This is a genomic window from Pseudolactococcus piscium (genome assembly GCF_002441695.1).
In the GTDB taxonomy this organism is placed as follows: domain Bacteria; phylum Bacillota; class Bacilli; order Lactobacillales; family Streptococcaceae; genus Pseudolactococcus; species Pseudolactococcus piscium.
On record NZ_JXJW01000001.1, the window covers coordinates 161,698 to 184,653 of the forward strand.

The following is a 22,956-nucleotide window of genomic DNA, read 5'->3' on the forward strand; positions in this document are numbered from 1 at the left end:
TAGATTTGAATCAGTTTAGCTTAATTTTGCGGGCTTTAAATCGATCAAATTAGGTGCCTTTATTTTTTCGATGACAGCGCCCGAAGGAACCATTAAAATATCACTAGCATAATCTTTAGCAGCAGATGAAGCCATTGCACCTGAACTTCTCATTTGTTAAAAGTCCAGTAGAATCGTTGAGATGACATGTAATACTTTTTCAATCCAAATAATGACATATAAATCATCACCTAGTTTTAAGAAGGTCGCATAGTCAGTATCTGCTAATCCTGCTTCGTTACCTGAGAAACAGGCCCAAGTAAATAAGTTGACTGATGGTAGTAGCTAGGAGTGAACACTATTACAAGATGATACTTACAGTCCATAAAATATCGATATTTGACAATAATAGTTAATCAGATTTATAAAGAAAAAAGTGTTGAGCCCTTTAAAATAGGCTCAACACTTATTGATACTCTGAATAAATCATGTGGACTATTCTAAAGAGGATATGCTAGTAACTATCCGAATTAATAGTCGTTAATTTACTTTGTTTTAAAACCAGATGTATCCAATTCTTTTCCATTGATTGATGTGATTAAAAAGGATAGACCATAACCAATTTCATCTCCATACGCTTTGACATTAACTAATTTTGCAGTGAAAGATGGTATAACAGTTCCAGAAGTAAGTGCATGTGATACATCTATTGATTCAGCGTAAACAGGTATAGTTGAAGAAATATTGTTAGGATCACACAATCGTACAAAATGATTATTTATTTTGTCGCTCCAGTGATCAGGGTAATTTTTTCCGGATTTTGCTATTACTCCTGCATTGAAAGTGTATATTTCTCCTTCTGCCAGTTGGTTACTATTAAATTTATCCATCAGCTCAGCAAATGTAATTTGTATGGCAGGGGGAGTAGGTTTTTTTTTTTCTTGTGTAGCAGATGTTGTGGTTGCAGCCTTACTTTCTTTTTCTTGACTAGCAGCACTAGCACCACTGGCTTCGTATGATTCAATAATTTTTTGATTTTGTTTTAAGGTGATTGTTTTGGTAACTTTTTTATCGCCTATTGATGCAGTTACTTTAATACTGTCTGTTTTTAGACTATTGAGCATGTCATATGAGAGTATGAAGTCACCTTTTGAATCCGAAGTTGTTGAATCTCCTATAATTCCCATTCCGATAGTTACTTGGGTATTTGGTAAAGATGTACTACCTTTAATTTTAACTTTTCCATCTTCATCTGCGACCTGGTCATCAGTGATATTTAATGCTAATTTTTTTTGATCCATTTTTTTATGCACTATACTTACATCGTCCATTTTTTTAATTTCACTTAAATCAGTATATGAAATGTTATATTTTCCTGATGTTCCCGAAGTACTTTTGACTTTAATTATCACGATATCATTTTTAGCAACTTTAGGATCTTTTTTAGATTTAAAAGCTAGATTATTATCATTACCTGCTAATAAACTATAGTTACCAGATAGGATATTATGACTCGTTTTTTCAACGTTGAAAACGACAGTCTTATCTGTTAAATCTTCACCATTGTCAAGTGCAGTTTCAAATGAGCTAATATTATAATCAGCACTTGTTTGAGTTGTTGCATTCTTGCCACAAGAAGCAAGTATTGCTAAGCATAATAAGCTAAAGCTTATGAAGATTAATTTTTTCATGGTAAAACTCCTTAGATTCTTGATATATAGGTATAAGAAATAGGTAATTACAGATAAGTATTCTTGCCCCCTGACTCACTCCTGAATCTGTGAGTAGGATACTATGAGAATAGTACAAAGATATAATTATTATATCACGCTGATGCACGATAATCAGTAAAATTATATAAAAATGGCAAAAAAATTACATTAATTGATGATATGTAGCTTAATACAAATATAGGTTATCAGCATAAAACCTGATAACCTATATTTGTATTAAGTAGTTTGTCTCACTAAAGGTGAGGGCATTATGCTAACAGCAGAGCATTACTGTAAGTCTCCTGTTAGAAAGTCATAGAGATACTGATCAACTAGTGGGTTGCGTTGATGTAATTTGCTGTGTTGTGCTTTATTGTTAGTGATTTTTTTCTCTGTGTAAGATTTAACCTTGTTCTCAACGAGGTAGCTTAAGGAGCGTGAGGAATTGATAGGCACGACCCCATCAGAGCCATCTCCTATATCACCAAATAGATTTAAGATACGTGTATTCTCGGGAAAATAGGCGCGATTATCGTACATGGCTTGATAGAAATCAACCATAAAACTTGGCTTGCCACCTTTGTCGAGCGTTAGGGGCTTACCATCATGTTGGCCACCCATTCCCCTAAACCCATTAAAAGGACCAGCGAGTGTTACCAGCCTTGCTAACTCAGGCGTTTTATCCTTGTCAGCAGTCACGGCCCAATTTACCCAAGCATTCGCACCAGCAGAATGGCCCACAGCATTAAAACTGCTTATCTTATAGTCTTTTTTTAAGTTGATGAGTACTTGATTTAACTGGGTATCGTCTGGTTTACCATCTTTAAATACAATGGCAATGATGGGATACTTGATGTCAGGATCCCAAGTACCACTAGTCGTCAGTTTCCCATCAGGCGCAATCGTATACTTTAGCACCTGCTTAAACTCCGAATGCTGACTAAGTGCTGCGATCATATTTTTTTCTGATCCATAGTTACCACCATAGCCATGTACAAATAAGGTTGGGGCATGGTAAGTTTGATTTGCTTTAAGTGGCACTATTTTCTGTCTTGTCTTTAATAAGAAAAAACCTAAAGTGACGAGTATAATAAGTGCCAAAACGGTGATTATTTTTTTCATTTATATGACATTCTAGTCTAGATGACGAGGTGCAGTAGAAGAAGAAAAATTTTTCTATGCAATTTTCATAGGCTATGCTAGTTTTATTATATCATGCACCAGGTTAGTTATCGGTAAAGGCATCTCGCTAATTTTTAGTTGCACATTTGTCAAATAGCATGTCATATCTGATTGTTTCAAGAGGTAAAGACAAAAGCTGTTAACACTCGCTTTTTATTGTTAACAGTTTTTGCTTAATTATCTTTTGGTAGGCTAATAGATTAGCAGGTTGACAGTCAAGTGCTTTACAGATGGTATCTAGCATAGAGAATCTAACCGCACTGACTCTTTCATTTTTCAACTTTGATAAATTAATCGTTGTTATCCCAACTTTTTTTGAAAGATGATTTAAAGATATTTTTCTATCTGCCATGACACGAGCCAATCTTATCACAATACTCATACTGTTCCATCAACCTCTTTTTGTAATAAAAGGCTATATGCAAAGATGAGAGAAATAGCATAAATAATAAGTGTAAGGACTATCCGACCTAAATCAAAGGTAAAAACTCCAAATTTTGTGAATAATATCAAAACGATACCTTTTAGAATTGGAAGCAATAAACTTGTCACGACTAGTAAAATACTTATTTTACTTATTTAAGTAGTAAGACTGAGTGTGAAAGGTGTCCGACCGATTGCGCATTTTTGAGATCTTTTTGATCAGTTTTTCTCTATTCATCATTAACGTCTCCTTTTCTTCCTAATTTCAGTATGGCACATAAAACAAAACAATAATTATGTATCGGTTATCGATAATATATCGTTTTTAAGGGGGCGTATGTTATTTTTTAAAAAAATGTTGACGCTTACATTTTTTTGTGATAGAATGAATTTAGTTAAATATCAGGTATGTAACTGTATTACAGGCATGGCCGAGTTAATGTAATCACGAACTTTTTTTGTGATTGTATTAATTCGGCTTTTTGTTTAGTCTTGATCACATTAAATAAATGCCCAACATCTGGAGGAATGAAAATGGAAGTACAAACTATTGCCCAAAAAATATTGGCGGCTGTCGGAGGATCAGAGAACATCTCTCATCTAGAGCACTGTTCTACAAGATTGAGATTTTCACTAATCAATAATCAAAAAGTTGATAAAGAAGCACTTAAAAAAATACCTGAAGTATTAGGTGTTAATCAAACAGTACAAACCCAAATTATTATTGGTAACGCTGTAATAGAAATTTATAATGAATTAGAAAAACTGTTATCAGGAAAAATGGCTGCTGCTTCCAAAAAAGAAAAGCAGCCACTAACAGCAACTATCTTAGATTTTGTGATTAGTATCTTCCAACCACTAATTCCAGCTATTGCTGGTGGTGGTATTCTAAAATCACTTTTAATGCTTTTAAACTTAGTTGGCATCTTAAGTAAAACAACTCAGACTTATCAAATATTAAATTTTGTTGGTGATGCACCGCTTCGCTTTTTACCTATTCTTGTCGCCGTCACAACTGCCAATAAATTGAAGGTTAATCCATTAGTCGCACTTTCTGCTGTTGCAGCTTTATTGACACCTGATCTAACTGCTATGATCGTATCAGGTGCAAAATTCTTTGGCATTGCTTTACAAAATATTAATTATGCTTACCAAGTATTTCCTGCTATTCTTTGTGTACTTTGTTATGCACAACTAGAAAAATTTTTTACTAAAGTATCACCGAAGGTCATCAGAAGTTTCTTTGTACCTATGATGTCCTTAATGATTGTTGTGCCGTTCACACTTATTGTTTTAGGCCCTATTGGCTATACATTTGGTGAAGGATTTGCTGCTGTCATCATGTTTATCTTCGGAAAGGTCGGATTTATTGCTGTTGGTATTTTGGCTGCGTTCTTACCTTTCATGGTCGTTACTGGGATGCACAAAGCGATGATTCCTTATGTAATTACAGCACTTGGTAAAACTGGAAAAGAAGTGATTTATTGTGCAGCTTCTCTAGCTCATAATATTTCTGAGGCAGGTGGTTGTTTTGCAGTTATGTTTAGAACGAAAGATAAAACATTACGGGCTACGGCTTTATCTGCTGGGATTTCAGCCTTATTTGGTATTACTGAGCCAGCCATCTATGGTGTAACAATTCTACATAAAAGAGTCTTATATGGTGTGATGATAGGTAGCTTGATAGGGGGGACATCTTTAGGATTAATGGCAGTTGAAGCCTACGTTGCAGTAGGCCCGGGATTAGCTAGTCTATCTATGTTTATTTCAGAAACGCTACCTAATAACTTGATGTACGCAGTAATTGGCCTGATTATTTCGTTTATTGCCTCATTTATCTCTGTATTTGTACTTTGGAAAGAACCATCATCAGAAACAACTACCGTTGAAAATACTGAAGAGACAGAAGAGACAGTGACTTTAGTAGCCCCTTTAGAAGGGAAAGTCATTCCCTTAAGTGCAGTTAAGGATGATGTTTTCTCTAATAAAATGTTAGGTGACGGAATTGCCATCAAGCCAAGCAAGGGAGAACTCTTTGCGCCCACTGATGGTGTAATTGAAATGGTCTATAACACCAAACATGCTTTGGGCATGAAATCAGTTGATGGTGTAGAAATCTTATTTCATATTGGGATTGATACAGTCAATCTAAAAGGTGACTACTTTGATGTGCTTGTTTCTGAGAAACAGAAGGTTGTACAAGGTCAGCTACTCGTTCGCTTTGATTTAGAAAAAATCAAAGCAGCAGGATTTGATACAACAACCATGATTGTGATAACTAATCCTAAACATGCTAAAATAGACTTAAATCCAAAAACTGAAGTGATCCAAAATGAGTTTCTAATGCATATAGAAGGAGTGGTATAATGAGTTTTAAACCTGATTTTTTATGGGGTGGTGCGATTGCAGCAAGCCAAGTAGAAGGTGCATGGGATGTAGATGGTAAGGGGCTCTCGGTTGCTGATGTGGCGATGTTTAAGCCTGATTTAGACGTGAGTGATTACTCTGGTCATAATAAAATGACGCTTGAGAGCCTTGAGACTGCCAAGAATGAAACAGATACCACGTTTTATCCAAAACGAAGAGGTATTGATTTTTATCATCACTATCAAGAAGATATTGCCCTTTTTTCAGAAATGGGATTTAAGACGCTCCGGCTTTCAATTGCTTGGACACGTCTTTTTCCGACAGGCGAAGAAAGTGAGCCTAATCCAGCAGGGATTGCCTACTACACCTCCGTTTTTGAGGCACTTAAAAAACATAATATAGTGCCAATCGTGACGTTATCTCATTATGAAATGCCATTGGCACTTGCCATAAAGTATAATGGCTGGACAAACCGAAAACTTGTAGACTTATTTGTCAATTTTGCGTCAGTTTGTTTCAAAGCATTTGGTAAATATGTAACTTATTGGTTGACCTTTAATGAAATTGATAGTGTTGGTAGACATCCGTTTATTACAGCAGGTATTGTTCCAGATGCGCCGCAAGAAGTTGACTTAGAAACAAGTATATACCAGGCCTTGCATCATCAATACGTTGCGGCAGCAAAAGCAACTAAATTATGCCATGAGTTAATACCCAATAGTCAAATGGGTTGTATGTTGACTAAGCTAACGACCTATCCAAATACCTGTAATCCTTCTGATGTTTTATTGTCCTTAGAAAGAAATTTGGACAATCATGCTCATGCTGATATCCAGATTTTTGGGGAATATCCATTATTGTACCAACAACATCTCAAGAACAAAGGCATCGTTATTGAGATGGCAGCAGATGACGCAGCTATTTTAAAATCGGGAACAGCTGATTACCTAGCCTTTAGTTATTATATGTCAAGAACTGAATCTGCTGATCCAAATAAAGAAAAAGCTGCTGGTAATACCATCATGAGTGTTAAAAATCCTTATTTGGCGTCTACTGAGTGGGGCTGGCAAATTGATCCGATTGGTCTAGAAATTTCACTCATTGAGTTATATGATCGTTACCACGTGCCACTCATTGTTGTTGAAAATGGGATGGGAGCAAAAGACATTGTTGCTTCAGATGGTAGTATTAATGATGATTACAGAATCGATTATTTTAGGTCTCATATGGCAGCAATGAAGCGCGCTGTTGAGCGAGGTGTTGATTTATTTGGCTATACAAGTTGGGCGCCGATTGATGCCATTAGTGTATCCACTTCGCAGATGAGTAAACGTTATGGCTTTATTTATGTCGATCAGGATGATTTTGGTAAAGGGACATTAAAACGGTTGAAAAAACAATCCTTTTATTGGTATCAAAAAGTCATTAAGACAAATGGCGAGGATTTAACATAGAAATGAATTAGGAGTAGTCTGATGTTGATTAAGAAATCCTTGAATGACAACGCGGTGATTGCCGTAGATAAAGATGATAGTGAGTTCATTTTATTTGGCAAGGGAATCGGTTACGGGAAAAAGGTAGGAGATGTCGTAGATGAGTCCGTTGTCAATCAAACATTTATTCCTTTAAATGACTCAGCGATTAAAGATTATATCAGCTTGTTGGCATCAATTCCGCCAGTGATTTTAGAAATTACGCGATCTACCGTTGAACAGGCAAAAAAAGTACTCAAGTGTTCATTAAATACGACTGTTTATTTTATGTTAAGTGATCACTTAAATTTTGCTATTGAGCGTCAAAAGAATGGGATCATTATTCAAAATCGTGTTTTTTGGGAGATTAAAACTTATTATCCAGATGAATTTGAGATTGGTCAGTATGCATTAGCATTGATAAAAAAAGAGCTAGGTATTACGCTAGCTGATGAGGAAGCAGCAAATATTGCCTTTCATATCATCAATGCACAATCTGAGGATGGTGTCAAAAAGGATAGTATGAACTATGCAAATCTGATCTCAAGTGTGATTAGTATTGTTCGCCATAGTATCGGTCGTCAGATTTATACAGAAAGTATACATTATCAACGCTTTATTACACATCTCAAATTTTTCTCAGAACGATTTTTTTCAGATAGCATGCTGACGGAAAAAGATGATTCACTATTTGAACAAATTGCGATAGCCTATCCTAAATCAACAGAAATTGCCTTCATGGTCAAAGACTATTTAACAACTGTTTACGACAAACAGATTCCTAAAGAAGAGATTACTTACTTGAGTGTTCACATCAATAGATTGATTAAAACCCAAGAAATCGATGCAGAAAAAAATACACCTCTTGCGTCTGGAGATGAGCCTGACGTTCTTGGTGCTAAGACATGACGACAATGATTAACTCAGTTTATTATGATGGCTTATGCTATTTAGCAATAGCATAAGCAGATGATAGTATAAATGACCATGAAATCTCTGTTTTTCATACAGATTTCATGGTCATTTTATTTTTCATTATTAGTAATGCGTCGTGTCGTTTAAACAGGCTATTTTAGACGCATCATTTGCTAAAGTTAAGATGCTTAATGATGTCGGATCCAGGTCAATATGATTAAATAACGCTTTATCTTGTTGCAGAATGCTAATCAGCATCTTTAGTGTGATTCTATGAGAAACAATGGCAATATGACCAGTCATGCTTTTAATTTGTTCGTGATCAATAAATTTTTTGAGTCTCTTTTCGAGGTCATCAAAACTTTCACCACCTTTTGAGGGAGTGTAACTAAAAGGATCTTTAAAAAAATTAAACCATTCCTTAGGAGATTCAGTTTTAATTTGGGTATAGGTTTTTCCTTCCCAATTCCCCATGGCAATTTCTTGTAGGTCATCTGAATGTATGATCGGTTGGTCATCAAAAATAAGGTTAGCAGTTTGGCTCGCCCTAGTGGCAGTACTTGAAAATATTTTATCCAAATTGAGTGATGCTAATTTGGTAGCTAGTTTTGTAGCTTGTGATTTTCCTAAACTTGTTAACTCAGAGTTGAGACTACCTTGCATTTTTTGCGATAAATTCCATTGCGTTTGTCCATGTCTGATTAAATATATATGTAACATCGTTCACCTCTATTTTCATTATATTGTATTTGCGAAATCCCCACAAATACAATATAATGAAGTCATATATAAATAAAAGTTATGAGTTGACCTATGAATATACATCATCTAGAGATTTTTTTCCATGTTGCTAAGTTTTCATCCATATCAAAAGCGTCAAAATATCTATTGATCAGCCAACCAGCAGTCAGTGCACAGTTAAAAAAACTAGAGCAGACCTACAATGTAAAGCTAATTGAAAAAGCGGGTCGGGGGATTAAATTAACCCAGATAGGGGAGCACCTATATGGCTTGATTTTTAGTTTTTTTGATACGGCCTTACCAGAAGTAGATGCTTTATTGACGCAATCAACGGCCATTAAAGTCTATGGCAATTATTTGATGACGCAGTATATCGTACCAGAAGTATTAGCCAACCACCAAGTGACCCAAAATCAAGATCGTATGTTAATCAAAAGTATGCCATCATCTAGCGCCTTGGCTAAACTTGAAAAAAATACCTGTGACCTCATCTTGATAAGTGCCATGAATGCTCCCTTACTGCCAGCAAACCTTGTCGTTACAAAATTATTTGATGATGAGCTTGTCTTGATCAGCAAGGCAAAATCCGTTGCTGACATCGCGTCAATCATTATTAGTGAGAGTAAAAAAACGAGTCTTGATAGCGTTTATGAGACCCATCATACTTTTGCTAATCTCCCTGTATTTACAGTTGAGTCAACGCAGGATGCAATTGCCAATATTCGCGTCAATCATAATAGTGCGACCTTAGTTTCTGCACGATTTTTAACCTATTTGTCTGATGAAATCATCTGTATTGCAACGGCTATAAAAAGTCATTTTTTTGCGGTACACAAACAAGAATCACCTCAAAAAAAGATGATCAATACTATCATCTCTGAACTTAAAGCTAATCAAGGGTGAAACTAGTAGGTTTAGTATGTGAAAATATTGTTCCCAAAAAAGTTAGACATTAAGACAAGATCATTTCTTGTCTTTTTTGTTACTTTGCATCAGTTAATTATCGTTTATCAGGCTTATCCAGATCGATAACTGCTTAATTCAGTTACTCAAAGTAAGGTGATAGGTGATTAAAATGAGATTAAGACCATTGACATTTCAATAGTCAATTGTTAATATACATATAGGGGGTATGGGTATATGAGTAAGAAGAAGGTAAAAAGAGATGCAGCACTTGTTAGCGATTTAACTAGACGGACTAATCGTATAGAAGGGCAAATTAGAGGCATTACTAGGATGGTCAATGAAGATGTTTATTGTGATGATATCTTGCATCAGATTATTGCTGCTAAAGCTGCCTTAAATGCTGTTAGTAAACTATTACTGAAAAATCACATGCAAACGTGCTTGGTTGATGGGATTAAGGATAATAATGAAGCCATTATTGATGAGGTGTTAGCTACAATTGGGAAAATGATTAAGTAAAGGAGATCAGTAGATGAATATTATTGAAGTGAATCAGTTAACAAAGACATACCATAAAAATAATGGGGAAGCTTTTGATGCAGTCAAAGCCATTAATTTTACAGTTAAATCTGGTGAGATTTTTAGTTTTCTTGGTCCAAATGGAGCTGGAAAATCCACAACCATTGGGATGCTGACAGCTCAAATACTGCCTACCTCAGGCAGTATTAAGATTTTTCAAAAAGCTTTAGATGCGAATGTTACTGAGTTAAAATCTAAAATTGGTGTGGTAACGCAACATAATAATCTTGATAGAGGGTTGACGGCTAGAGAAAATTTACTTTATCATGCCCATTATTTTGGGATGCATGGTGAAGCGGTAAAGCAACGTGTCGACTTTTTACTTGAAAAATTTGGGTTAAAAGCGTGGGAAAATGAATTTGTTAAGCATTTTTCAGGTGGTATGATTCAACGGCTGAAAATCGCAAGAGCGATTGTGCATAAGCCAGAACTATTATTCCTTGATGAACCAACAACAGGATTAGATCCCCAATATAGAGAAATTCTTTGGGAACAAGTGCTTGACTTAAAGCAAGAAGGCACAACTATTTTTCTAACAACGCACTATATGGAAGAACCTGAAAGGTTTTCAGATAGAATCGCCATTTATGCTAAGGGAGAAATTAAAGCGATTGGGACAGCGCAAGAACTTAGAAAGCTGATACCGGGACACCTGATTGCGAGGTTAACGGGAGCTAATATTGAGGCGAATCAAGTTAAGGTGTTACAGGACTTATCTTTCGTTGAAAAAGTTGACTTCACAGATCAAGCTATCGTTTTCTATTTAAAAGATGGAGATCAATCAAAAACTGATTTTGTAACCTGGTTAATAAACTCACAAATTAGGTATGATAATTTGACAATATCAAGTGCAACATTAGATGATATATTTATTCAATTGACATCTGAGCAAGAGGAGAATGGGGGGGATGTATGACTAGACAAGACTTTCGTGTTATGAAATTTATGATTAAACGAGATTTACTAATTCAACTTCGAGATAAATACGAGTTTATTTTCCGAGTGGCGATGCTGCCATTTATCCTGATCTTAGTATATGGCTATGTCCTACCCAAATCTGGTATCTTACCTGAGACATTTCCTCAATATATGTTCCCTGGGATAATTGGGATGAGCTTACTGCTAACAGGTATTCATGGGACGGCAATACCACTCACGATGGATTTTAATATGTCACGAGAAATCGAGGATAGGCTACAAGCGCCAATTAAAACAAGTTACATTGCTATCAGTAAAATGATTGTCGGGATTATTCAGTCATGGATTGGTGCGCTCATCGTCTTACCAATTTCTCTCTTGTTCATGCGACACTATATTGTTGTTTCAATGACTAGCGGTCAAATAATCGGGTTTTTCTGTGTAATATTTTTAGCGTCCTTCACATCAGCAGCTCTAGGACTTTTGGTGGGGACAATCGTTAAGCCAAATCAAATCGCAGCCATGTTTCCCGGCTTTTTAATGCCAATTGTATTTACAGGTGCAATTTTCTTTACTTGGGATTCTCTGGCAAAAACACCACTTATTCAAAAATTAGTGTTAATCAATCCGCTCTTGTACATTAACGAAGCCCTAAGGTCGCTAATGATTCCAAATGCACCATCAATTCCTATTTTTTATAGCCTATTAGGGATTATTGGGTTTACAATTTTAATGGGTGCTATCGGATATAAACGATTTAAAAGGTTAGTTGTAAAATAAATATCTACTCAGGTTTCCTAAAAGAATAGGCATGAGCAGATATTTAATGATCTAACTAGATGTTTTTGACAGAACAATGAACAAAAAATGTTAAAAAACTAGTGATTTACAAAAGGTTTGAGGGACTTTTTAATGAGAAATTTTGTAATTGATAAAAGTAATTGACATCGCTTTCATGATATGCTAAAATAAAAATTAATAAGGGCTTGTTACCGTAATAAGGGCAATACCTAAATATATGTGTCATCTTTAACGGTGTTTTTCGTATATTTTGGGGTATTGTTCTTTTTTGTTTGGAGAAAATAATGAAAATCAAAAAAGTGCTAAATAATAATGTGGTGATTGCTTCGGAGACAGAAACGGGGCAAGAAAAAATAGTGATGTCAAATGGGTTGGGTTTCAATAATAGCATTGGAGATGAGATAGACAAAACAGACAGTCAAAAAATATTTGTTTTGTCTGATGATGTCTATCAAAAGTACGTCACCTTAACACAACATATTGATCCTAAGGCATCCGTATTGGCAGAAAAAATTATTTCTTATGCACAAGAACAGTACCACATGCCGTTAAATGAAATTATTCATTTAACGCTTACTGACCATGTCGATTCTGTTTTATCACGAGTTGAAGTTGGTCAATTACTGACCAATAAATTGACATTAGAAATCAGTAGAATATACGAAAAAGAATTTCAAATTGGCCAATATGCTCGCCAATTGATTTCAGAGATGGTTGGAAAGGAGATTTTAGCTGACGAGGCAGCATTTATTGCCCTACATATTTTGAATAACAGAATTGATTTAGATGAAAGTGAAAAACAAACGAACACAACGGTGAAATTTATTTCAGATATAGTAAAGGTTGTTGAAACTTATTTTCAGTGTCAGTATGATGAAACATCTTTTTCCTACTATCGATTCGTTATGCATCTAAAAGGATTGGTCAAAAGGTTAGGCTCTAGTAAGTTTAAGGATGATAATACCTTATTTGAGACGATGGTCGTGACTTATCCAGAGGCTGCAAAATGTGCAATAAAAGTTGAAAAAATGATTTTTCTAAAATATCATAAGGGCATCGGGTCGGAAGAGAAAGCTTATTTGATTTTATATATTGAAAAGTTAAACCGTGAAAAAGAATAGTACTCATGCATAGTAAATCGATCCGATTTATTATGCATGGGCATACGTGAAAGAATTGATTGGAGAAGATATGGATTACTCAAAAATTGCATCTAAGATTTTAGCAGGTGTTGGTACACAAGATAACGTGGGGTCGTTAACACATTGTATGACACGTCTGCGTTTTGTTTTAAAAGATGATAGTAAAGCTGATGACGACTTAATTGCTGACCTAGAAGGTGTTGTTGCAGTTAAACGTCAAGGTGGTCAATACCAAGTCATTATTGGTAATGAAGTGGCTAAAGTTTACGATGAAATCAATAAAGTTGGTGCCTTTTCAGATGCTGGTAATAGCAATGTGAAAAAAGAAAAGCAAAATATTTTTTCAACTATTATTGAGTTTATAGCTGGTTGTATGTCCCCTTTATTTCCAGCACTTATTGGGTCTGGTTTAGTAAAAGTGGTCTTGTTAATTTTAGGGCCTAGTATTTTCAAACTGATTACGGACACGAGTGATACTTATATCATTTTGAATGCCCTTAGTGATGCAACATTCTATTTCCTACCTATTTTGGTAGCTGCAACAGCAGCACAACGTCTAAAGACAAATATGTATATGGCGATGACCATTGCGGCATTCCTAGTCTATCCTGGCTTAATTACGCTATTAGGTGGTGATAAGGCAACGCATTTATTTAATGTCTTCCCTGTCGTGCATGCATCATATGCGTCATCTTTATTGCCAGCTATGCTGTCTACTTTACTCTTGAAACATGTTGATATCTCAGTAGATAAAGTAACACCTGAGTGGGCTAAAAATTTCTTTAAACCACTTGCTACATTATTCATTACAGGGTTACTTGCCTTGGTCATTTTAGCGCCAGCAGGCGCTATCTTGGGTGACTGGCTCATGGTAGCAGTTGACACGCTACATACTTATGTACCTTGGCTCACAATTCCTTTATTAGCTGCATTTATGCCTTTTATTGTTATGACTGGTATGCATTGGGCATTTTTACCAACAACAATCATGGCTTTGAGTAACCCAAATATTGGTTTTGATATGCTTTTACTACCAGCTATGTTTGCATCAAATATTGCCCAAGCAGGTGCTGTATTCGGCGTCGCTTTGAAATCGAAAAGTACTGAAGTTAGAGGGATGGCTATCCCTGCGGGTATCTCTGCCTTACTTGCGGGTGTAACTGAACCTGCCTTGTACGGCGTTAGTTTAAAAAATAAAAAAGTACTCTATGCACAAATGCTTGCGGGTGGTGCTGCAGGTCTAATAGCCGGTATCTTTTCTCTAAAATCATTTGCGATGGCAACACCAAGTTTGTTGTCAATTCTACAGTTTATCGCGCCAAAAGATGGTAACAATTTCATCATTGCGTGTATCGTTTTTGTTGTTTCCTTTGTTGGATCACTTGTTGGTGCTTACTTCTTGATCAAACCAAATACGGTTGCAGCAAGTACATCAGATCATGACGTGATCAGTGAAGCAGAGTTGACTGTGAGAAATCCGATTGAAGGCAATGTCATTGCTTTATCAGATGTTGAAGATGCGACTTTTGCATCTGGCGTTTTAGGTAAAGGCTATGCAGTTGAACCAAGTGAAGGCGTTGTGAAAGCCCCGTTTTCTGGAACAGTCGAGTTAATGATGAATTCATATCATGCGGTTGGCCTAAAATCTGATAGTGGTATCGAATTATTGATTCATGTCGGCATTGATACGGTAGAACTTGCAGGCAAATATTTTACGCCGAAGGTAAAACAGGGAGACCAAATTAAACTTGGTGATACATTATTAACTTTTGATATTAAAGCAATTAAAGCAGCAGGTTATCCAATTGTCACACCAATCATTGTCACTAATACGGATGATTTTTCTGAAGTGAAAATTGGTGAATTGGGTGATAAATTACTTTTAGAAACAATGATTGAATTTAAGAAATAGGAGATAGGACATGACAGCAGTATTTAAAGAAGGGTTTTTATGGGGCGGGGCCATTTCTGCCAATCAAGCTGAAGGTGCTTGGAATGTTGGTGGTAAAGGTATTTCAACATCTGATATTTCAACAGGTGGTAAATTCGGTCAAAGTAAGACGATCACGCCTATCATTGACGAGAATACATTTTATCCCAGTCATGAAGCGATTCAACATTATGACCGATATAAGGAAGATATTGCACTATTTGCTGAAATGGGATTCAAAGTATTTAGATTCTCAATTAACTGGACAAGAATATTTCCAAATGGTGATGAAACTGAGCCCAATGAAGTTGGCCTACAGCATTATGAAGATGTGATCGACGAGTGTTTGAAATATGGTATAGAGCCATTAATTACGATTTCACATTATGAAGTGCCATTTGGGTTAACTAAAAAATGTAATGCTTGGGTTAGTCGTGATATGATTGATTATTTCTTGAATTACTGTCGTGCTATTTTCACGCGCTATCAAGGTAAAGTGAAATATTGGTTAACGTTTAATGAAATCAATTCTGCGACTGAGCCTATGGGTGCCTTTCTTAATCAAGGGATTTTAAATGATTTAGAAAATCCAACGGCGTTTATGGCGCAGCCAGATATCCCACAACAACGCTATCAAGGCTTACATCATATGTTTGTGGCAAGTGCTCTAGCAGTTAAAATGGCCAAAGAAATTGATGCCAATTATCAGATTGGGAACATGATGATTTACATGGCAAGCTATCCATTGACATCGAACCCTGATGATATTTTGCTAAATCAAGCTTATAATCAAGTCAACAACTATTTTTGTACCGATGTCCAAGCAAAAGGTCGCTATCCTTTTTATGCAAAAAAATTATTTAAAGAAAAGGGTATTGAGCTTGTTGTAGCACCAGAAGATGAGGCGATTTTACGAGAAGGGACAGTTGACTTTATCAGCTTTTCATATTACATGTCAACTTGCCAATCTAGTGATCAGTCTATCGAAAGTGGGGAAGGTAATATCCTGGGTGGCGTTCTCAATCCTTACTTGACAGCTAGTGACTGGGGCTGGCAAATCGATCCTAAAGGGTTGCGCTATGCACTAAATGACTTATATGAACGCTATGATCTACCGTTAATGGTAGTGGAGAATGGTCTTGGTGCTAAAGATGAGATCGCAGCTGATGGTAGCATTAATGATGATTACCGGATTGATTACCTCAGACAACATATCCAACAAATGGCTGAAGCAGTCAAAGATGGGGTAGATTTAATCGCTTATACCCCTTGGGGCTGTATTGACCTTGTGTCAGCATCAACCGGAGAATATGCTAAGCGATATGGTTTCATCTATGTAGAAAAATATGATGATAACACGGGAGATTTTGCAAGATTGAAGAAAAAATCATTTGACTGGTATAAAGACGTGATTGCCTCAAATGGTGAAATCTTATAAGGATTATCATACAAAAGAAAATGCGTAGGAAATGATTTCCGATCGCTTTTTCTTTTGTAAGCTATTTTATATCCGATAGATGATGCCTATCAAAAACGAATCTAACAGAATCATTAGGTTTTAGATTATCACAAAAAATGACAAGCAAGAAGCAAAAAATGACCTAGAGATTATAGTTGAAAACGGATACAATGAAAGTATGCAAAGTAAATGAAAGAGGTAATGCAATGAAAATTCAAGAAGTAATTGATCGTTTGATGGCCTACCATCCAGATTTAGGTGATGCAGAAACGTGTGATGGTATTAAATTTGGCGATGCACAAGTAGCCTGTACAGGTATTGTCTCGGCTTTGGTCCCAACAGTTGAGGTCATCAAACAAGCTATCTCATTAGGCGCTAATCTTTTAATCGTTCACGAGCCAACATCATATCTGACGCCTGATTGGTCAGAATGGCGCGCAGATTTTGACTGTCAAGTTTATGATGAAAAAATAGCCTTAATTCAAGCGCATCAACTTGTGATTTTTCGAGATCATGATCACATGCATGCAGATCAGCCAGACCAAATTTTTACAGGTGTCTTAAGCTATTTAGGGTGGCTACCTTATTTGACGGATACACAAACTGTTCCTTTTGGATTTACCATCGAATTTCCAGAGTCAAAAACACTTCATGCGATTAATCAAGAGTTGATGATGAAGATTGGGATGAATGGCTTACGCTATGTTGGCAATGGCCAAGCTAGGATTAAAAAACTTGCATTTGTCGGTCATCTTTTTCCAGATGCTTTTATCCCACAACAGGAAAAAGAAGACGGGACTTGGACAGATTATGCAACAGAACTCATAAAAAGCATGGCGCAGGATGGCATCGAGTGTATCATTCCAGGTGAGGTGGTAGAGTGGACAGTGCTATCTTATATTCGTGACGCAAATGCTCAGGGAAAAAATCTTGCTTGTATTAATCCAGGTCATTTTAATTGGGAGGAATTGGGGGAAAAGTATGCAGTAGCATGGCTTAAAGAGATTACAGACGCGCAAGTACCTGTGACCTATGTGGCATCTGGGGATCTTTGGCAATACGAAATTAAGCAATGACTAGCATGCAGATTGTCTTAAATATACTTATGGTGCCATAAAGTCATGACATAACTAAACCGGAGTTGCATCTCTGGTTTTTTAGTGGCTTAAATGAGCGAAAAGTGCAAAAAATGACAAGTATTCTGAAAAGAAAAGGAAAGATAGCTAGAAAAGAAAGCGCTATCATTGTCTTAGATATAAAAATAACGAAATTACATAGGAGGCTTTACGATGAATGAAGTAAGTCAAAAAATGCCATTGTTGGAGAAAATCAGTTATGGCGCAGGTAATATGGGGATTTGTCTAAGTACAACAGTCATTACAACATTTGCCATGTTTTTCTATACCAACGTCATTGGTATCAATATTTTACAAGTAGGCACGATTTTACTATTTGGTGGTATTGTTGATGCCATCTCAAATGCTTTTATGGGTGTGATCGTTGATCATACAAAATCACGTTGGGGAAAATGTCGACCTTATTTGATTTTTGGTGCCATTCCAATGGCAGCAGCTTGTTTCTTTGTTTTCCATGTTCCTGATGCAAGTGCCTCAACAAAATATATTTACGCACTCATTACCTATATCATCTATACTTTGGCTTGTGCCGCAGTCTTGATTCCACAAAATGTCTTGATGGCAGCAATTACAGATGATCAAGATGATCGCTTAGCCACTAATATGTTTGGCTCACTAGGCACTAACTTTGGTCAGCTGATTCCAAGTTTAATGACCTTAGGCTTGGTTGCATTCTTGGGGAATGGGTCAGACTACAAGGGGTTTAACTATGTGATTCTAATCTTTGGTGTCATCGGTGCAGCATTAACCATGATGGCTGGTTTCAATACAAGAGAACGGATGAACATGTCCGCAATTGGCCAACAAAAAATTTCAGCTAAGGATACCCTTCGATCTTTTAAAAATGGGCCATGGCTACTGGTGACACTGATTACCTTATTTATCATTGCCCAAGTTGTCGTTAAAGCATCAACGACGGTTTATTATACAACCAATGTCCTGGGTAATCCTGGGGTTTCATCTGCCTTGCTATCGATTTTAAGTATTATTGGTGTGCCTATCACACTCATTATTCCGATTATTGCTAAAAAAATCGGGAAACACAAACTTGTCCTGATGGGTGCAGCCATGGGTATTATTGGGAATATGGGCTTACTTGTTACTAAGGGCAATATTCCTGGTGTGATTGCTTGTACAGCCTTTGCAGCAGCAGGATCAGCCTTTATTACTGGGATTGTATTTGTCATGTGTGCTGAAACAGTTGACTATGGGGAATGGAAGACTGGTATTCGTGTACAAGGCTTTCTAATGGCCTTTATCGGTTTTGCAGTCAAGGTCGCTAATTCTATCGTACAACTGTTAATTTCAGGGATTCTTAATTCTGGTGGCTTTAATGGTCAAGCAAAAGTTCAAACTGCGTCGGCAGTTAACGCCATTGAATTCTGTTATGTTTGGTTACCTATTATCTTTTTCGCAGCGGTTATTATCTTGAACTATTTCTACAAATTAGATAAAATATACCCACAAGTTATAACTGATTTGGAAGCCAGACGTGCAGCTTTATAAAAATAAGACATGTGGCGTCAAGTGAGACAAACATGTCTGATGATAACTTAAAAAGGAGAACATTATGTCAATATTTAGAACTTCATTTGCTTCAGCTTCCCTGTTTCGGACCGTCAATTTAACGGTCATTGTGCCGATTGAGTCTTACGGTAATCCTGAACTTGAGGCAAATAAACCCCAAAAATTTAAAACACTTTATCTTTTACATGGGTTTGGTGGCAGCCAAGATGATTGGTTGGATTATACTAATTTGAGAAGCCTGGCTGAACTGCATAACTTAGCGATTGTCTTACCAGCTGCTGAAAATAGTTTTTATGAAAATATTGGCGGTATCGGTGGTGATTATAGTGATTTTGTCGGACAAGAAATCGTTGACTTTACACGCCGTGCTTTTCCTCTCTCAGACAAGCGAGAAGATACTTTTATTGGCGGCTTATCAATGGGCGGATTTGGCGCGTTAAGATTAGGTATGCTGTATCATCAAACATTCAGTAAAATTATTTCTCTATCCGGTGCTTTTATTATCGATAATATCACAGATATTAAGCCAGATCATCGTGACATGATTGCTGATTACGCCTACTACACAAGGATTTTTGGCGATTTAAAACAATTAAAAGGTAGCGATAAGGACCCGCTTTATTGTGTGGATCAAGCAATTAGTTCAGGTCTTGTGCCAGCAGTTTATCAGGCAGTCGGTACGGAGGACTTTTTACTAGAAGAAAATCATAATATGCGTGATGCTTTAACAACACGTCAAATTCCCCTAGACTATCATGAAAGTTCAGGAATTCATGATTGGCAATTTTGGAATACGTATTTACCAAAAGCCATTGATTGGCTGTTAACCGAATAAAAAATGGCGTATACTGGATTTGTGACATAAAAAATTGTTAAAATTGACTCAAAAGATGAATTGCTAACAAAGGGAGCGCATATGCCAGAACTCTATGAGACTGAAGAATTTACCAGAGATCAAATTCCGATTCGTATATTTAATCACTATTTTGAAGGAAAAGACATTTTTACACCTGCGCACTGGCACCAAAATGTCGAATTCAACCTCACAACTGGTGGTTGTATTCAACATATGGTAGCTGGTGAGCTATTTGAGCATCAACCTGGTGATGTTGTGATCGTGAATAGCGGTGTCCTGCATAGTAATCATTGGATAGCCCCAACAGATTATTTTGAAGGGGTAACGGTTCAAGTCTCTAAAGCATTTCTTGATCAATGGCTGAGCAGTCGCTTATCATTTCAGGTTCCTGATAAGGCTTATGAACGTGAGGAGTTGATCGCAGTCTTACTGAAGTTTGGTCAATTAAAAAGCCAACTTGGTGATGACACGCGTTATGATGAGGCTGACAAAAATGAAGCGATGACACAATTGATTCAGTTGCAATTGATGGCAACTCTCTTTCAACTGTTATCTGTGTTAAAAGCCTATTGTTCAGTTGAAAAAACAATTGATCACCAGCGCGATATTAGGTCATCCGAGACTTTAAAAGAAATTGTCAACTATATTGATGGTCATTATCAAGAAACGGTTTCGTTGGCAAGTGTTGCGGCGGCCTTTCACTATACGCCCGCCTATTTATCACGGATTTTCAAATCACGTATGGGGATGAAATTTCATGATTACCTGCAATATAAACGGCTACATAGCTGTATTTCGGTTATGAGAAATCATCCTGACCGTCAACTAGCGGCTCTAGCCCTGGATAACGGTTTTCCAAATGTCAAATCCTTTATTGAAACCTTTAAAAAACACTTTGATTGTACCCCATCAGAGTGGCTGAAAAAAGAATAGGAGTAGCTAATGGCTTATCTTGAACTACAATTTGCATCACAAGCAATTTCAAAATATACAACACTTAAAGTGTACTTACCATCAGATGGGACTAGTGGTACACTTTTTGAACCACCTTATAAAACAGTATACTTTTTACCAGGATTTAGTAATGACGCGACTGCTTTGATGACTTATTTAGGACTTCGAAAAGAATGTGAACTCAAGGGCATTGCAATCGTTATCATTGATGGTGACAATTCATTTTATGTTGAGCAGGCTAACCATCAAGCCAATTATTCGACTTTTATCAGAGAAGTTGTTGAGGTCACTCGGAAACTCTTACCTTTGTCAGAAAATCGTAATGATACATTCATTGGTGGTATCTCAATGGGTGGCTATGGTGCCTTACTGAATGGCTTACGTTTCCGTGATATGTTCTCTAAAATCGTTGCCTTGTCACCAAGTGCAGACTGCTATGATTTGATTTGCCACCACGATATGTTGTTTCAAGAAGCCCTGTTTACCACGACATTTGGAGATAAAGCCACTTATTATGCTGAGGATACAAATCTGGCAAAATTTTATGGAGAAGTTGATCAAGCTGATATGCCAGAACTTTTTATTGCTTGTGGCGAACAAGATGATCTGGTCTTAAAAGGTGTGACTGACTTACGTGACAGCTTGATAAAGGAAGGGATTTCATTTGTCGATAGACGTGGCACAGGGAAACATGAGTATGCTTACTGGGAAAAACAAATGGATCCAGCATTTTCATTTTTAGCTGACATCCAACCTGGCACACAAGCTGACCTTATTTTGAAATTTTAGCAGTGAGAGGAAGTCCTATGGTATCAAGAGCACTCATGACGCAGTTCTTATCTGCCTGTCCGATTTTACCCCCTAAAGATAATGTGTTGGCTCAAGAAGCAGATGAAACTGGACAAACCTGGCTTCAAGTTAAGGCTGACCAAGCAAAATCAGTCCAATTAGCGATTTATGATCAAGTATATGATTTCAAGAAAAATGACGCAGGTATTTGGCGCTTAGCCTATCCCATGTCAGATGGGATTACGATGGTACAGTTACGGATTGATGAGCAAGACGTGTTAACGCCCTATCTTCCTATTGGCTATGGCTATAGTAGGCCTTATAATTATGTGGCTCTTGATACAGATGAGGCTAGTTTTTATGGCTTAGCTGATGTCCCCCACGGCACCATTCATCACGAGTACCTTAAGTCTCAGGTCACTGGTAATTGGGAACGCTGTCTCGTTTATACACCGCCCGGTTATGAAGCACAGACAGATACAAGCTACCCAGTCCTTTATCTACAGCATGGTCATGGTGAAAATGAAATTGGATGGACCAGTCAAGGAAAAGTCAATTTCATTTTGGATAATTTACTTGCCAAAGGCACATGCAAACCGTTTATCGTTGTCATGAGCAATGGCATGGTACAAGTCACGGATGCGTCTGGTCAAACCGTTGTGGATCATACCTTATTTGAAAGCTACTTACTTAAAGATGTTATTCCGACGATGGAAGGTAAATATCGGATCATCGGTGACCGGGACAATCGTGCGATGGCTGGCTTATCGATGGGGTCAATCCAAACCAGTATCGTCACCTTTAATCATCCGGAGCTTTTTAGTCAAGTCGGCTTGTTCAGTGGCTTTCTACACGATTTCATTCAAGGTCACGCCCTCATGGATATGGTCAAACGTGATCCGTCTGACAACGCACATTTGATGAGGTTAACTGATGCCAATAGGTTTTTAACTGACTACGATGTCTTTTTCCGAGCAATAGGCGAACAGGATATTTTTATGGCAGAGTTTGAAGCAGATAATGTCTTACTTGATAGCAAAAATATTTTGGATCAGCGTAGTCTGTATAAAGGTGGTCATGATTGGAATGTATGGCGCAAGTGCATCAGAGACTTTGCGTCTCTACTATTTCAAGATAGTACCCATAAAAAAATATAAGGAAAAGACAG

21 protein-coding genes and 1 pseudogene are annotated in these 22,956 nt (G+C 36.9%); 16 read left to right on the forward strand and 6 right to left on the reverse strand.

What is annotated here, in order from left to right; all coding sequences use genetic code 11:
• Positions 1–15: 15 nt before the first annotated feature.
• From RU86_RS11970 to RU86_RS00695, 5 genes and pseudogenes are all read right to left on the reverse strand, one after another.
• Positions 16–153: a hypothetical protein gene (locus RU86_RS11970; protein ID WP_179296159.1), complete on the reverse strand. Its 138-nt coding sequence runs from the start codon at positions 151–153 to the stop codon at positions 16–18.
• 3 nt (positions 154–156) lie between these two features.
• Positions 157–297: pseudogene (locus RU86_RS12445) on the reverse strand (MoaF C-terminal domain-containing protein); the annotation flags it as partial.
• A 227-nt stretch (positions 298–524) separates the two neighbouring features.
• Positions 525–1,670, reverse strand: coding sequence for a hypothetical protein (locus tag RU86_RS00685; RefSeq protein WP_096813559.1), 1,146 nt, complete (start codon positions 1,668–1,670; stop codon positions 525–527).
• Positions 1,671–1,979: 309 nt separating this feature from the next.
• Positions 1,980–2,813 carry an alpha/beta hydrolase gene (locus RU86_RS00690; protein WP_096813560.1) on the reverse strand — a complete coding sequence of 278 codons (834 nt, stop codon included), beginning with the start codon at positions 2,811–2,813 and terminating at the stop codon, positions 1,980–1,982.
• A 199-nt stretch (positions 2,814–3,012) separates the two neighbouring features.
• A complete protein-coding gene (locus RU86_RS00695) occupies positions 3,013–3,255 on the reverse strand; it encodes a helix-turn-helix domain-containing protein (RefSeq protein ID WP_096813561.1) in 243 nt (80 codons plus the stop codon).
• A gap of 575 nt (positions 3,256–3,830) precedes the next feature.
• Here RU86_RS00695 and RU86_RS00700 point away from each other — a divergent pair.
• The 3 genes from RU86_RS00700 to RU86_RS00710 are packed head-to-tail and all read left to right on the forward strand — an operon-like array spanning position 3,831 to position 8,044.
• Positions 3,831–5,663 carry a beta-glucoside-specific PTS transporter subunit IIABC gene (locus RU86_RS00700; RefSeq protein WP_096813562.1) on the forward strand — a complete coding sequence of 611 codons (1,833 nt, stop codon included), beginning with the start codon at positions 3,831–3,833 and terminating at the stop codon, positions 5,661–5,663.
• The gene (locus RU86_RS00705) at positions 5,663–7,117 is read left to right on the forward strand and encodes a glycoside hydrolase family 1 protein (RefSeq protein WP_096813563.1); all 1,455 of its coding nucleotides are present in this window, start codon (positions 5,663–5,665) and stop codon (positions 7,115–7,117) included. Before RU86_RS00700 ends, RU86_RS00705 begins: the two co-directional genes overlap by 1 nt.
• Before the next feature lie 21 nt (positions 7,118–7,138).
• Positions 7,139–8,044 carry a PRD domain-containing protein gene (locus tag RU86_RS00710; protein WP_096813564.1) on the forward strand — a complete coding sequence of 302 codons (906 nt, stop codon included), beginning with the start codon at positions 7,139–7,141 and terminating at the stop codon, positions 8,042–8,044.
• A gap of 129 nt (positions 8,045–8,173) precedes the next feature.
• On the opposite strand, the gene RU86_RS00715 is transcribed toward RU86_RS00710, so the two are convergent.
• On the reverse strand, positions 8,174–8,770 hold the full coding sequence (locus RU86_RS00715; RefSeq protein WP_096813565.1) for a histidine phosphatase family protein: 597 nt from the start codon (positions 8,768–8,770) through the stop codon (positions 8,174–8,176).
• A gap of 93 nt (positions 8,771–8,863) precedes the next feature.
• Between RU86_RS00715 and RU86_RS00720 the strand changes: the two genes are divergently transcribed.
• From RU86_RS00720 to RU86_RS00780, 13 genes are all read left to right on the forward strand, one after another.
• Entirely contained in the window at positions 8,864–9,694 is an 831-nt protein-coding gene (locus RU86_RS00720; RefSeq protein ID WP_096813566.1) for a LysR family transcriptional regulator, read from the forward strand.
• A 237-nt stretch (positions 9,695–9,931) separates the two neighbouring features.
• Positions 9,932–10,216 carry a metal-sensing transcriptional repressor gene (locus RU86_RS00725; protein ID WP_096813567.1) on the forward strand — a complete coding sequence of 95 codons (285 nt, stop codon included), beginning with the start codon at positions 9,932–9,934 and terminating at the stop codon, positions 10,214–10,216.
• 13 nt (positions 10,217–10,229) lie between these two features.
• Complete coding sequence (locus RU86_RS00730; RefSeq protein WP_096813568.1) at positions 10,230–11,192, forward strand: ABC transporter ATP-binding protein; 963 nt, start codon at positions 10,230–10,232, stop codon at positions 11,190–11,192.
• On the forward strand, positions 11,189–11,974 hold the full coding sequence (locus RU86_RS00735) for an ABC transporter permease (RefSeq protein WP_096813569.1): 786 nt from the start codon (positions 11,189–11,191) through the stop codon (positions 11,972–11,974). The genes RU86_RS00730 and RU86_RS00735 overlap by 4 nt, the downstream gene beginning before the upstream one ends.
• Before the next feature lie 305 nt (positions 11,975–12,279).
• Positions 12,280–13,116, forward strand: coding sequence for a PRD domain-containing protein (locus RU86_RS00740; protein WP_096813570.1), 837 nt, complete (start codon positions 12,280–12,282; stop codon positions 13,114–13,116).
• A gap of 70 nt (positions 13,117–13,186) precedes the next feature.
• The gene (locus tag RU86_RS00745; protein ID WP_096813571.1) at positions 13,187–15,049 is read left to right on the forward strand and encodes a beta-glucoside-specific PTS transporter subunit IIABC; all 1,863 of its coding nucleotides are present in this window, start codon (positions 13,187–13,189) and stop codon (positions 15,047–15,049) included.
• Between the two features lie 10 nt (positions 15,050–15,059).
• On the forward strand, positions 15,060–16,505 hold the full coding sequence (locus tag RU86_RS00750) for a glycoside hydrolase family 1 protein (RefSeq protein ID WP_096813572.1): 1,446 nt from the start codon (positions 15,060–15,062) through the stop codon (positions 16,503–16,505).
• 227 nt (positions 16,506–16,732) lie between these two features.
• Positions 16,733–17,602: a Nif3-like dinuclear metal center hexameric protein gene (locus RU86_RS00755; RefSeq protein WP_179296160.1), complete on the forward strand. Its 870-nt coding sequence runs from the start codon at positions 16,733–16,735 to the stop codon at positions 17,600–17,602.
• 213 nt (positions 17,603–17,815) lie between these two features.
• Complete coding sequence (locus RU86_RS00760; RefSeq protein ID WP_096813574.1) at positions 17,816–19,168, forward strand: MFS transporter; 1,353 nt, start codon at positions 17,816–17,818, stop codon at positions 19,166–19,168.
• Between the two features lie 64 nt (positions 19,169–19,232).
• Positions 19,233–20,024: an alpha/beta hydrolase gene (locus RU86_RS00765; protein ID WP_096813575.1), complete on the forward strand. Its 792-nt coding sequence runs from the start codon at positions 19,233–19,235 to the stop codon at positions 20,022–20,024.
• Positions 20,025–20,105: 81 nt separating this feature from the next.
• The gene (locus tag RU86_RS00770; protein ID WP_096813576.1) at positions 20,106–20,978 is read left to right on the forward strand and encodes an AraC family transcriptional regulator; all 873 of its coding nucleotides are present in this window, start codon (positions 20,106–20,108) and stop codon (positions 20,976–20,978) included.
• A gap of 9 nt (positions 20,979–20,987) precedes the next feature.
• Positions 20,988–21,788: an alpha/beta hydrolase gene (locus tag RU86_RS00775; protein WP_096813577.1), complete on the forward strand. Its 801-nt coding sequence runs from the start codon at positions 20,988–20,990 to the stop codon at positions 21,786–21,788.
• 17 nt (positions 21,789–21,805) lie between these two features.
• Positions 21,806–22,945, forward strand: a complete 1,140-nt coding sequence (locus RU86_RS00780) for an alpha/beta hydrolase-fold protein (RefSeq protein WP_096813578.1) — start codon at positions 21,806–21,808, stop codon at positions 22,943–22,945.
• Positions 22,946–22,956 lie beyond the last annotated feature (11 nt).